We start from the raw sequence: 13,263 nt of genomic DNA, 5'->3' as shown, positions 1-13,263 counted from the left end.
CCCTGATTATACCCCAGCACCAGTTGTCAGACATCTTATGAGCAGACGTCTTTTCTCGCATCATTGGTATGTCCACCTTGCGGGATTGGTCTGGCCAAATTAGAATCGTCTGACCGTCACCCACCCGTCGGTCATCACGCCGACAGCAGCCCCGCCACATGAAAAAAGTCCCAGCAACCGCCGAGCCAGGCCAGGAGCCGCGCCTGTACCGCGTCGTCGCCGCGCGTATCCAGGATCTGATCCGGGAAGAAAAGATCCAACCCGGCACCCGGTTGCCGGCCGAGCGCGAGCTGGCCGCCAAGCTCGAAGTAAGCCGGGCCTCGCTGCGCGAGGCACTGATCGTGCTGGAGTTGTCGGGCATCGTCGAGGTGCGCGGCGGTTCAGGGGTCTATGTGAGCGAGAAGGCGGTGGCGCCGTCCGACGTGCCGGAAGCCGGCCCAGGCCCCTTCGAGGTGCTGGCCGCGCGCCGCATGATCGAGTCCGAGATCGCCGCCCTCGCCGCCAAGAACGCCACCGATTCGGCCATCGACGCCATCCTCAAGGCGGTGGAAGAGATGGAGCGCCAGCACGACGACCGCGCCAGCAACGAGAACGCCGACCGTAACTTCCACCTGGCGCTGGCGCGCGCCACCGGCAACACTGCCATGGTGGGCGTGATCGAATACCTGTGGGCCCAGCGCGGCAGCCTGTGGCACAAGCTGAAGGAACACTTTCAGACCGAGGAATTGCGCAAGCAGACCCTGATCGACCACCGCAACATCCTGGCTGCCATCGCCGCGCACGATGCGCCCGGCGCCAAGGCAGCGATGCGGGCCCACCTGGAGCGCGTGACGCGCACCTTCTCGCGCGGCTAGTTGATCGAATGGCCTGACCGCTTGCTTAATTGGTCAGGCCAAAATAGAATCCGGCAAACCCTTTGGAGTTTGCCAATGCCGTTCTTTTTCCGCGCCCTTCCCCTCCTGCTGGCCTTTCTTGCAACCGGCGCCGGCGCCGCTCCCGACCAGCCGCTGCGCCTGATCCTCGTGGGTGACTCCACCATGGCCAGCAGCACCGGCTATGGTGACGCCCTGTGCGCCCGCCTTACCTCGGATACCGCATGCCACAACCTGGCGCGCGGCGGCCGCAGCTCGGGGAGCTTCCGCGCCGAGGGTCGCTGGGACGAGGTGCTATCCCTGCTGCGCGCTGGCGATGGGTTCAGGGTGAGCTATGTGCTGATCCAGTTCGGCCACAACGACCAGCCGGGCAAACCGGGGCGGTCGACCGACTATGTGAACGAATTCCCCGCCAATATGCGGCGCTACGTCGAGGAGACACGGGCCGCCGGCGGCATCCCGGTGCTGGTGACGCCGCTGACCCGGCGCAACTTCCGCGGCGACTGGGTGCATGACGACCTCGCCCCATGGTCGTCCGCGGTACGCCAGGTGGCGCGTGAGACGAAGGCCGCGCTGGTCGACCTGAACGTGCTGTCGATGGCCGACGTCCAGGCCATGGGGCCGCGGCAGGCCGACACCCTGGCCCGCGCCGGTGCAAACTTCGACCACACCCACGTCGGTCCGGCCGGCGCCGAACGCTATGGGAGCATGATGGCGCGCGCGCTTCGACGTCAGGAGCCTGGCTTGGCCGCCGCATTCGGGAGCGCCCGATGAGCGCCGCGCTGGCCGCACTCACGCTGGCACTCGCCAGCGCCGTCAGCGAGCGACAGCACGCGCCCTCCGACGGCTGGGCCGCCCAGGAAGGCGGCACGCGCGGCGGCGCCATGGCAGCGCCGAGCCACGTCTACACGGTGCGCACTCCAGATGAATTGCTGGCGGCGCTGCAGGCCCCGGCGCCGGCCCGCATCGTACGCGTCGCAGCCAGCATCGACATGAGTGCGGACCAGCCTTTCAGCGACAGCGCGGACCAGGCGCGCCGTGGCATGGTGCGCGTTCCCGCCAATACCACCCTGCTCGGCGTGACGCCGGACGCCGGCTTCGTCAACGCAAGCCTCGTCGTATCGGGGGTGTCCCAGGTCATCGTGCGTAACCTTCAGCTACGCAATCCCTGCGACGTCGACCCCAAGTGGGATCCACAGGATGGCGCCAGGGGCAACTGGAATTCGCGCTATGACGGCATCAGCGTCTCGAATGCGCGTCACGTCTGGATCGACCACAACAGCTTTACCGATGCGCCGGTCACGGACGATACCCAGCCGGTGGAGAACGGCATGCCGAAGCAGTGCCACGACGGCGCACTGGACATCACCAATGGGTCCGACTTCGTCAGCGTCACCTACAACCGCTTCGCACTGCACGAAAAGAACACCCTGGTAGGCGGCAGCGACCGCGCGCAAGGCGATCGCGAACACCTGCGCGTGACCTTCAAGGGCAATCTGTTCGAGCACGTAAGCGAACGCGCGCCACGCGTGCGCTACGGCCAGGTTCACTTGCTGAACAACTATCACGTTGGCGACCGCAAGCATCCCGTGTATGCGCACGCCTACAGCGTGGGCGTCGGCACCGAAGCCCACGTGATCACGCATGCCAATGCCTACGAGATCCTGGGTGCGACGACCTGCGCACAGGTGGTGCGCGCGCCAGGCGGCAGCGCCGGCGTTCATGTCGACCAGGGGTCGGCCCTGAATGGCCAGCCGCTCACCGGCTGTCCGCATGGCGGCGACGTCGGCTGGCGCGTGCCTTACCGTTTCGACGCCCTGCCCGCCCACGAGGTCCCGCGCCACGTGCTCGCCCATGCCGGGCCGCGGACCATCGACCGGGCGGACGGCGTGGTCGAGGCACGTCTGGTGTTGAAGGCCGGCGCTGCGCCCTTCGTCCTGCAGGCGCGACGTGACGACCAGGGTGGCTGGCAAGGCGCCAGCGTGCGCGCCATCGATGACGGCGCCACGCTACAGGTGGAGCTGCTGGAAGCACGCGGCGGCGCACCGGTGCGCCTCAAGCAGGTGAGGCGGCGCGCGCCGTTGCCGGGTACACCTATGGTACTGCGCGTGGAAAGCCAGGCCGGCATGCTGTCGGCCTGGCTCGATGGCGAGCGCGTTACGTCGAGCCAGGTCGCGCCGCTGGCCGCCAGCGCACCGGCGGCCTGGGAAGCAGCCGGGCATGCCCTGCTCGACTTGCGCGACGGCCCGGCCGGGCTGCCCGCGGAACGTATCGCACTGCGGATCGGGGCGAATACGCTGGCGTTGCAGGCCGGGGATCCGCCCGAGCGGATCGCCATCGTGGGGCAGGCATCGGTCGCCACCTCCAGCGATCCGGGCATCGCGTCGGTCTCCATCTCGAACGAAGGCTTGCTGGTCACGCCGCACAAGCCTGGCCATGCCACCATCGCCGTCGGCGGCCCCGACCCGTCCTGGCAGCAGACTGCGTTGATGCTGGAAGTGGCCAAGCCATTCGCCGGCCCTCGTCGCACGACGCTGCCGGATGCGCGCCTGCGCCCGGCGCATGCCGAGCGTGGCGTCCCGCCGGACACGCCGCTCCTGATGACGTTCCAGCGTCCGCCGGTCCTGAGCGGCGCAGGCAGCGTGCGCATCGTGCGGCGCCATGACGGCGCGCAGCTCGCCACGATCCGGCCCGGCGAGACCGTCATCGCGCTCGGGCCGGCCGGCAAGCAGCGCCTGCTGCGCCACCATGCGATCACGGTCGAAGGCAATGCGGTGCGCGTGCGCCTGCCGCTCAAACTCGACCATGGCATGGAGTACGAGGCCGTCGTCGATCCGGCCCTGCTGCGCGACCCGGCGTTCAGGGGCGCGCGCTGGACCTTCCGCACGACGTCCTATCCGCCGGTCGGCGATAGCGTGACAGTGGATGACGACGGCCGCGCCGATTTCCGCACCGTGCAGGGCGCCCTCGACCACGCGATGACGCTGCCGCAAGCACAAGCGGTGACCGTCAACGTGCGCGACGGCGTCTATCCGGAGCTGCTTTACCTGCGCGACAAGGACAAGCTGATGCTGCGCGGGCAGAGTCGCGAGGCCACCATCATCCGGGCCGCCAACAGCGATGCGCGCAATCCCGGCTCCGAAGGGCGCGCCTTGTTCCTGGCCCAGGGCAGCGACCTGCTCGAGATCCGCGATATGACGCTTCACAACACGACGCGCCGCAGCGACGGCCACTCCGCCCAGGCCGAAACGGTCTTCTTCAGCAACGACAAAGGCCGGTTCATCGCCCGCAATGCCGCTTTCCTCAGCGAGCAGGACACGTTGCAACTGACCGGCTACACCTGGATCTACCGTTCGCTGGTCGAGGGTAATGTCGATTTCATCTGGGGGAACAACCGCGCCGCGCTGTTCGAGGAGAGCGAGATCCGCAGCGTCGGCGACAGCGCGTCGATGCAGAACGGCGGCTACCTGGTGCAGGCAAGGACAGTCGAACGTGAAGATCCTGGCTTCGTCTTCCTGCGCTCGCGGCTGACCCAGGGGCCCGGGCCGGTGGGGAACCTGCCGCCGCCCGGCAGCGTGTATCTGGCCCGCTCTCCGGGGACCGCCCACACCTGGGACAACGTGACCTTCATCGGCAACACGGTAGACCGCCACATCGCCGCCGACGCCTGGCTGCGCCAACCGGCGCCGAATCCACTCGTTGGCGATTCGATGTCGGGCTGGCGCGAATCCGGCAATACGGCGCCAGATGGCATGCCGCGATCCTTCGGCGCTTATCGGATGAGTGAAGACGAAGCGCGCGACTGGTCGACCCGCAGCCGCATATTCAAGCGCTTCAACGACGGCCAGGGCTGGGAGCCCGGGCCGTGAACCGGTTCAGGGCGTGATGCGGACGTAATCGACGTCCGCCTGCGCGCCCGGCGCGCCGGTGGCGAACAGCGCCAGTTGCGCGCCGACCCAGCGCCCCATGCGTGCCTCGAACGGCGTGCCGAGCGCAACGAAGCCGACGTCATCTGCACTGTACGAGAACGCCACCCGCGCACCTTCCGTCACATCGATCCGCAGGCGAACGTCGGAGCCTGGCAGCGCCGCCCCCATTTCTTCCACGCACGGCCCGCCCTCACCGCAGCGCATCGTCACCATGCGTGGCACTCCGGCGACCTGGCGCACCCCGAACCAGTTGTCCGCCAGGCCCGCAACGCCAAAACCGACCTGGTCGCCATCGCGCGCGGCGTTCAGCCGCACGTTCGCCGTCGCGCTGAACGTCGGCGCCACGAACTTATGGGTCAGCGCCGATGCGAGCTGACGCAACGGCGCCGCCGGCTGGGCGTTCAGGCGCAGCTTTCCGCCGCCCAGCGCATACCAGTCGGCCTTCCAGTTGCCAGCCCATTGCCACTGCGGGCCGAGGCTGGCGCCTTCGAACTCGTCGCCGACCACAGGCTCGCGTCTCGCAAAGACGCCCGCCACGGGCTTCGCATGCTCCAGCACCGGCTGGCCCACGCCAGGGGCGCCGGACGGCTCCCCGATCAACGGCCAGCCATCCTGCCAGCGCATCGGCTGCAGGTGCACCACGCGCCCATAGGCGCGCTTGTCCTGGAAGTGGAAGAACCAGTCCGTCCCTTGCGGCGTCCTGACCCAGGCGCCCTGGTGCGGTCCGTTGACGTCGGTCGTCGACTGGGCCAGCACGATGCGGTCCTCGTACGGCCCTTCGATCGAGCGCGACCGGAACACCGACTGCCAGCCATGCTCGACGCCGCCGGCCGGGGCGAAGACGTAGTACCAACCGTCGGCCTTGTACAGCTTCGGTCCTTCCAATGTACGGTAAGCCGGCAGGCGATTGCCGTCGATGACCACCTTGCCCTGGTCATCAAGCAGGCTACGACCGTCCGATGCCATGCGGCGCAGGGTCAAGACGTTGTTGAAACCGGCGCGGCTTTTCGCCCAGGCGTGCAGCAGCCAGGCCTTGCCGTCGTCGTCCCATAGCGGCGTCGGATCGATGATGCCCTTGCCCGGCAAGAGCAGGTGCGGCGAACTCCACGGCCCGTTGAAACTGGTCGCCGTGGTGACGAACACGCCGTGGTCCGGATCGGGATAGAAAATCCAGAACTTGCCGTCGTGGTAGCGCAGGCACGGCGCCCAGACGCCCTTGCCGTGCTGGGGCGTTGCGAACGCCGCCTCAGGCACGAGACGCGGCAGCGCGTGGCCCATCAGCTCCCAGTTGACCATGTCCTTCGACGTCAGCAGGGGCAGGCCGGGTGCATTGGCGAAGCTCGACGCCACCATGTAATAGGTGTCGCCCACACGGATCACGTCCGGATCGGAATAGTCGGCGTGCAGGATCGGATTGCGGTAGCGGCCATTACCCAGGTCGGGCGACCATGGCGCGCGCGCAGGCGGCGGACGTAGCACGCGGCCCAGGAAACCATCCATCGCATCGACGGTCGGCGCCAGCAACGGGTCGAACAGCCAGAACGCATGTGGCGTGCCGGGCAGCGCCACGGTCTCGGCCAGGACGCCATGACCCTGCAGTTTCGCCGTCATCGCTTCGCGGCCGGCGGAAAAACGCGGCACGCCGCTCACGATGAACAGCACCGGCGGGCTCGCCATGTCCACGTGCGCGATCGGCGAGGCAGCGTGCCAGGTCTCGCGCCGCTCGGCGTAACGGCCGCCGAGCCAGGCGCCGGCCGCCGACGGGTTCTTGGCTGGATCGTCCTCGTGGCGCAATGCTTCGCTGGAGGTGAAGTCGGACAGGCCATCGATATTCACGACCGCCTGAATGGCGCCGTGATCCGTCATGCCAACCAGGGCCGCGATCTGCCCGCCGGCCGAGCCGCCTGCGATCGCCACGCGCGCGGGGTCGATGCCGAAGCGCTCAGCGCTCGCCTGCAGCCAGCCCACGGCATACCTGACGTCGTCGATCGCCGCCGGGTAAGGTGCCTGGCCGGACAGGCGATAGCTGACGCTGGCGGCAGCATAGCCACGCGCGGCCAGCCGCGCCGCCAATGGGGCCATCTCGCTACGGTCGCCGCTGCGCCAGCCGCCGCCGTGGACCAGCACGACCAGCGGCGCCGGCTTCTTGCCTGGTGCGGGAAGGTAGAGGTCGAGCGCCAGGGATGTGTCGCCCCGCCGCGCATAGACGAGGTCCTTGCGCACCTGGACCGGCGCTGGCGCCGTGCTGGCGGCGATGCGGATGAACGGATAGTCGGCAGCCAGCTTGCGGTAGGTCGTCTCGGCGTTGTATGGCTGCCCGTGTGCGGCCGCCGTAGCGAGCGGCAGCAACAGCGCCAGCGGCCAGCGCCTCACAGCGCACTGCCCCGGAACACGACGCGCCGGCGCAGGCTGGCGCCCGGCGCCAGGATGCTCAGGCCCGGATAGCCCGGCAGATTATGGGCATTGATCGGGTGGTCGACCGGTTCGAAACAGAAGAAGTCGCGTCCGGGCGGTGCGTACAGGATGAAGTAATCCATGTTTGCCTCGATGCTCAGGCCCACACCGCGCGCGGGCCAGTCGATCTGGGCCTTGCCATTCCAGCCTTCGAAGACGTTGTCTACGCCATTTTCGGGAAGGCGGGCCGGATCGATGAAGTTCCAGTCCGGAGGCAGGAGACTGCGCATCGCCGGTAGCTTGTCGGCGCCTGCGAGCCACACCTGCGTTGCCCTGGCGCGCAATCGCGCCCCCTGTGGATCTGGCAGCCATGGATGCAGGCCGAGGCCGAACGGCAAGGCGTGGTCCCCGCAGTTGCGTACTTCCAGCTCCACCACCAGCGCATCGCCTTCGAGTGTGTAGCGCAGCGCGGCGTCGTAGGAGAACGGCGAAGCGGCATGGCGCTCGAGCCGCAGCTGCACTGAATCGGAGGTGTACGAGGCCACTTCCCACGCCTGCTGCCAGCCATCGCCGTGGATCGGACAGGGTTCACCGGCGCGGTTCGGCGCCGGCACGTGGCGCCGGTCATCGAACGCGAAGCCGGATGGCGCCATGCGGTTCGACCACGGCACGAGTGGGAAGCACGCCAGTTGGGAAGGCAACGGCACGTCCTGCACGTCTGCCGCCAGGGGACGCAACAACGGCTGCGGTGTCGATCCATCGAGCCAGTCGAGGCGACCGAGGCCGCCCCCCGCCTGCGGCACGACATCGGCCCGCAGCTGGCCGTTCTCGAGCTGCAGGCGCTGCAGCATCAGTACTGCGGACCGTCGAGCAGGAATTTCCCGCCCTGGTACATCGTGGTCACGTCGTCCTGGGCCGGGAACTCGGAGGTGTCCGGGAACAGGTGGGCGAACTTGCTCGAGCTGTCCTTCGGCTTGTAGCCCAGGTGCGAGGCCAGGCGGTTGTCCCACCAGGTGCTGTCGTTGTCCGACTGGCCGTACACGATGGTGTGGCCGACGCGCGGCGCGAACAGCGAGCAGCGCAGCAGCTCGGTCAGGTCGTCGTAGGAGAGGAAGGTGCTCATCATGCGCTTGTTGGCCGGCTCCGGGAAGCTCGATCCGATGCGGATGCAGACGGTCTCGATGCCGAAACGGTCGAAGTAGTAGCGCCCCATCTGTTCGCCGAACACCTTCGACAGGCCATAGTAGCTGTCCGGGCGGGTCGGCGAATTCGCGTCGAGCACCTCGGTGGTACGGTGGTAGCCGATGGCGTGGTTGGAGCTGGCGAACACCACGCGCCGGGTGCCGGCCTTGTGCAGCGCCTCGTACAGGTTGGCCACGCCGAGGATATTGGCCTGCATGATAGGCTCGAACGGCTTCTCGGTCGAAATGCCGCCGAAATGCAGCACCGCGTCCACCCCTTCGAGCAGCTTGATCACCGCGTCCTTGTCGGCCAAATCGCACTGGACGATTTCCTCGCCCTCGCGTGCTTCTCCCATGTTCGCCACGTCCGACAGGCGCACCACCTCGGCCCACGGCTTGATGCGGTCGCGCAGCACCTTGCCCAGGCCGCCGGCGGCGCCGGTCAGCAGGATGCGCTTGAACGGCTTGCCAATCTTCTTCGTACTGCCAACTGCTTCGGTCATTCCACGACTCCTCTATCTCTATTATTTACGTCACCGGCGCCGGATTGAACAGCGCCAGCGAATTATGCAGTTTCCACTGCTCGGCCCAGGTGCGGCGGCCGCTGGCCACGTCGAGGATCATGCGGAACAACTCCCAGCCCACGTCCTCGATGCTCGCCTCGCCCGTGGCGATGCGGCCGGCGTCGACGTCCATCAGGTCGTGCCAGCGGCGCGCCAGGTCGGAACGGGTCGCCATCTTGATCACCGGGACCGCAGCCAGCCCATAAGGCGTGCCGCGGCCGGTGGTGAAGATGTGGACGTTCATCCCGGCGGCCATCTGCAGCGTACCGCAAATGAAGTCGCTGGCCGGCGTAGCAGCGTAGATCAGGCCCTTCTGCGCGAGCTTGTCGCCGGGCGAGAGCACGCCGGTGATGGCCGTGCTGCCCGACTTGACGATCGATCCCATCGCCTTTTCGACGATATTGGACAGGCCGCCCTTCTTGTTTCCCGGCGTCGTGTTCGCGCTGCGGTCCACACCGCCCCGCACCAGGTAGTCATCGTACCACTGCATCTCGCGCACCATGGCCTGGGCGATTTCCGGCGTCGCGGCGCGCGCGGTCAGCTGGTCGATCCCGTCGCGCACTTCGGTCGTCTCGGAGAACATGACGGTGCCGCCGGCGCGCACGATCAGGTCGGTGGCGTAGCCCACCGCCGGATTGGCGGTGACGCCCGAGAATGCGTCGCTGCCGCCGCACTGCACGCCCACCACCAGGCTCGATGCCGGGCAGGTCTCGCGGCGGCGGGCATTCAGCTTTTGCAGGTGCCGTTCGGCGGTCGCCATCAGGTTGTCGATCATCGACATGAAGCCGACGTGCTGCTGGTCCTGCAGGGTCACGACCGACGGCTGGGCCGAGCCGATCGGGATCGAACCGGCCGGGAACAGGCGCGTCGGCGGCAGCTTCTCGCAGCCCAGGCTGACGACCATCACGTCGTCACCGAAATTCGGGTTCTTCGACAGGTTACGGATGGTGCGGATCGGGATTTCGGCGCCGGGCGCGTCGATCGCGACGCCGCAGCCATAGATGTGTTCGAGCGACACCACGTCGTCGACGTTCGGATAGCGCGGCAGCAGTTCGTCGCGGATGCGCTTGACCGCATACTCGATCACGCCCGACACGCATTGCACGGTGCTGGTGATCGCCAGCAGGTTGCGGGTGCCGACCGAACCGTCGGCGTTGCGGTAGCCCTCGAAGGTGAAGCCCTCCAGCGGCGGGAAATCGGTCACGGCATGGGTGCCGATCGGCAGGTTGTCGAGCGAACGCGCGGCCGGCATGTGCAGCACCTTCTCCGAGATCCAGCTGCCGCGCGGGATGGCGCCATTGGCGTAGCCGATCACGACGCCATACCGGATCACCGGATCGTTATCGAGCAGGTCGACCAGCGCCACCTTGTGCCCCTGCGGCACCCCCTCGACCAGCACCAGGCCATCGGCAAGAACGGTGCCGGCGGGCAGGCCGCCATCGTTGGCGACGATCGCTACATTGTCGCTGGCCTGCATGCGGATGGTACGGGGTACGAGCTGATTCATAGGGTCTGCCTGCGAGTTCATAGGGGTCTGCAATGGTGAGCTGCCATGCCTGATGTTTTTTTCAGTATGCCACACAAAAATGAAAAGTGGCTAGTCCACCTTGCGATTTTGGTCTGACCAAATTAGAATGGCCTGACCAAAAGAGCAGTACCTGAAGTTTAAGCAACACGGGTAACACAACAACGCCGATTGGAGACACATGAAACTGCATTTGCTGGCAGCCCTGTTGGGCTGCGCGCTCGCTTGCGGACCCGCCCTCGCCGAGGGCAAGTACCGCAATCCCGACAATACCAACCTGGGCGACCCGGGTGAAGGGACTTACCCGATCCCTTACAAGATGCCGGTCGTGGCCGAAGTGACGGCCCAGCTGCAATCGATCCGGTCCTTCATGGATCGCGCCACGCCGACCCGCGTCGTCAGCAAGCGCACCGGCCAGCCGATCACCGACCTCAGGACACCGAACGCCGACGCGGTGTTCGAGCGCAGCGCAGGCGACTACGGCATCCAGGTGTACGAAATGGGCGTGGTCCACTCGGGCCTGATCAAGGCGGCCCAGATCACCGGCGACAACGGCTTCACCGGCATGACGCGCCGCCACTTCCAGTTCTTCAACGACACCCTTCCTTATTTCCGCGCCCAGGAGCAGAAGTTCAAGCTCGAGCGCGGCAACAGTTTCTCGCGCTTCCTCGATCCGCGCTCGCTGGACGACACCGGCTCGATGTGCGCTGCGCTGATCCGGGCCCGCCTGGCCAAGGTCGGTCCCGATCTGCAGAACATGATCGACACCTGCAGCGACTGGGTCGCCAAGCACCAGTTCCGCCTGGAAGACGGCACCATGGCGCGCAAGCGTCCGCAAGAAGTCTCGCTGTGGGCCGACGATATGTATATGAGCATCCCGGCGCTGGCCGAGATGGGCCGCCTGACGGGCAAGCGCGAACACTTCGACGACGCCGTCAACAATGTGCTGGGCATGTCGAGCCGCATGTTCAATCCGCAGCTGGGCCTGTACACCCACGGCTGGCACGCCAACCACCAGGACGCGCCGCGCTTCTACTGGGCGCGCGCCAACGGCTGGGCGGTGCTGGCGATGTCCGACCTGCTCGACGTGCTGCCGAAAGACCACCCGGGCTATCCGAAGGTGCTGGCCCAGTTGCGCGCCTCGCTGAAAGGCATCGCCGAACTGCAGAGCGGCAGCGGCATGTGGCACCAGATGCTGGACCGGAACGACTCTTATCTGGAGACTTCGGCCAGCGCCATGTTCACCTATGTGTTCGCGCATGCCGTGAATGAGGGCTGGGTCAGCCCGACCACCTATGGCTCGATCGCGCAGGCCGGCTGGAACGCGCTGTCGACCCGCATCAATTCGCTGGGCCAGGTGGAAGGCACCTGCGTCGGCACGACGCTCGCAAGCGACATGGTCTATTACTACCACCGCCCGACCAGCGTCGACGCCCTGCACGGCTACGGTCCGATGCTGATGGCCGGCGCCGAGATCATCCGCCTGGTGAAGAATCCGGCCTTCGAGGTCCAGCACAAGGTGCGCACCTACCACTACATGCCCAAGGGCGGCCAGACCGACTACCGCGAACACCACTAATCGGGGGACAAGATGAAACGACTCGTACTAGCAGCCATGCTGGGGACGGCGCTCGCGCCGAGCCTGGCCCAGGACAAATTCGCGGTCACCGTACAGCACGACCTGTCGATCGCGCGGCCATCGGAGACCATTGCGATCCCCTGGAAGCAGGTCAATGCCGCCATGCCGGGCGCGATGGTGCAGAAGATCGCGGTCAAGGACGCGAGTGGCCGCGTGCTGCCGCACCAGGTCACCAACGTCGCCCCGCAGGCCAAGGACCCGAACAACGAAGGCGTCGCCTACGGCGAACTGCTGTTCCAGCACAGCTTCGGCGCCGGCGAGAAGAGCGCCAGCTTCACCGTCGAGCGCATCGACGGCGTGGCCCCGCCCTTCCCTATCAAGGCCTTCGCGCGCCAGGTGCCGGAGCGCCTGGACGATTTCGCCTGGGAGAACGACAAGGTCGCGCACCGCACCTATGGCCCGGCGCTGGCGGCGCCGGCGCCGGCCGGCGTGGTCAAGGAAGTGCTGGTGACCAGCGGCCTGGATATCTGGTTCAAGCGGGTGGACTACCCGATCGTCGACCGCTGGTACAACAAGGGCCATGACCATTACCACAAGGACCAGGGTGAAGGCATGGACATGTACAACGTCGGCAAGTCGCGCGGCGCCGGCGGCACCGGCATCTGGGACGGCAAGACGCTGTACACGGGCGTGAACTACGCCAGCTACAAGATCCTGGCGAATGGTCCGATCCGCGCCGTGTTCGAGCTGCGCTATGCGCCATGGGATGCGGGCGGCCGCCAGGTCAGCGAAGTCAAGCGCTTCACGGTCGACGCGGGCCACTGGCTGGACCGCATCGACAGCACCTTCACGACCAGCGATGCTGCGCCGCTGACGGTGGCCGTGGGCCTGAACAAGACGCCGGGCGACAAGGGCCAGGATCCGAAGATCGCGGTCGGCCGCGACGGCAAGGTCTTGCTGCAATGGGTAGAGCAGAAGAGCAACGACGCCTTCGGCACCGCGGTCGTGCTGCCGGGCGCCGAGGGCTTCGCCCAGGATGCGCTCAACGAACTGGTGTTCGCGAAGGCCACGCCGGGCCATCCGCTGCGCTACTACGCCGGCGCCGCCTGGAGCCGGGCCGGCGAAATCACCAGCCGCGCCCAATGGGAACGCCAGGCCCAGGACATCACCGCACGCGACGCCAGCCCGGTGCGCGTGACCATCCAGCCTGCGAAGTAAGG

9 protein-coding genes are annotated in these 13,263 nt (G+C 67.1%); 5 read left to right on the top strand and 4 right to left on the bottom strand.

Annotated features, from left to right (window positions below):
* Positions 1-158: 158 nt before the first annotated feature.
* From SOM28_RS03665 to SOM28_RS03655, 3 genes are all read left to right on the top strand, one after another.
* Positions 159-854 (top strand): FadR/GntR family transcriptional regulator, encoded by a 696-nt coding sequence (locus SOM28_RS03665; RefSeq protein ID WP_123068184.1) that lies wholly within the window; start codon positions 159-161, stop codon positions 852-854.
* A gap of 75 nt (positions 855-929) precedes the next feature.
* Entirely contained in the window at positions 930-1,646 is a 717-nt protein-coding gene (locus SOM28_RS03660) for a rhamnogalacturonan acetylesterase (protein WP_320467235.1), read from the top strand.
* The gene (locus SOM28_RS03655) at positions 1,643-4,741 is read left to right on the top strand and encodes a pectinesterase family protein (RefSeq protein ID WP_123068182.1); all 3,099 of its coding nucleotides are present in this window, start codon (positions 1,643-1,645) and stop codon (positions 4,739-4,741) included. The genes SOM28_RS03660 and SOM28_RS03655 overlap by 4 nt, the downstream gene beginning before the upstream one ends.
* Before the next feature lie 6 nt (positions 4,742-4,747).
* On the opposite strand, the gene SOM28_RS03650 is transcribed toward SOM28_RS03655, so the two are convergent.
* Genes SOM28_RS03650 through garD form a run of 4 tightly spaced genes read right to left on the bottom strand, consistent with a single transcriptional unit; the run spans position 4,748 to position 10,446 of the window.
* Positions 4,748-7,174: a family 43 glycosylhydrolase gene (locus SOM28_RS03650; RefSeq protein WP_320467234.1), complete on the bottom strand. Its 2,427-nt coding sequence runs from the start codon at positions 7,172-7,174 to the stop codon at positions 4,748-4,750.
* Positions 7,171-8,046 (bottom strand): aldose 1-epimerase, encoded by an 876-nt coding sequence (locus SOM28_RS03645; protein ID WP_320467233.1) that lies wholly within the window; start codon positions 8,044-8,046, stop codon positions 7,171-7,173. The genes SOM28_RS03650 and SOM28_RS03645 overlap by 4 nt, the downstream gene beginning before the upstream one ends.
* A complete protein-coding gene (locus SOM28_RS03640) occupies positions 8,046-8,879 on the bottom strand; it encodes an NAD-dependent epimerase/dehydratase family protein (protein ID WP_320467232.1) in 834 nt (277 codons plus the stop codon). Before SOM28_RS03640 ends, SOM28_RS03645 begins: the two co-directional genes overlap by 1 nt.
* A gap of 25 nt (positions 8,880-8,904) precedes the next feature.
* Positions 8,905-10,446: a galactarate dehydratase gene (garD, locus tag SOM28_RS03635; protein ID WP_320467231.1), complete on the bottom strand. Its 1,542-nt coding sequence runs from the start codon at positions 10,444-10,446 to the stop codon at positions 8,905-8,907.
* A 199-nt stretch (positions 10,447-10,645) separates the two neighbouring features.
* On the opposite strand from garD, the gene SOM28_RS03630 reads away from it, so the two are divergent.
* Positions 10,646-12,043, top strand: a complete 1,398-nt coding sequence (locus tag SOM28_RS03630) for a glycoside hydrolase family 88/105 protein (RefSeq protein WP_320467230.1) — start codon at positions 10,646-10,648, stop codon at positions 12,041-12,043.
* A gap of 12 nt (positions 12,044-12,055) precedes the next feature.
* Positions 12,056-13,261 carry a BT3233 family polysaccharide utilization protein gene (locus tag SOM28_RS03625; RefSeq protein WP_320467229.1) on the top strand — a complete coding sequence of 402 codons (1,206 nt, stop codon included), beginning with the start codon at positions 12,056-12,058 and terminating at the stop codon, positions 13,259-13,261.
* Positions 13,262-13,263 lie beyond the last annotated feature (2 nt).

The sequence above is a fragment of the Massilia sp. CFBP9026 genome, assembly GCF_034045165.1.
Classification (GTDB): domain Bacteria; phylum Pseudomonadota; class Gammaproteobacteria; order Burkholderiales; family Burkholderiaceae_D; genus Telluria; species Telluria arenae.
Note: the sequence above shows the minus strand (reverse complement) of the source record. Positions and strands in the feature narration are given on the sequence as shown.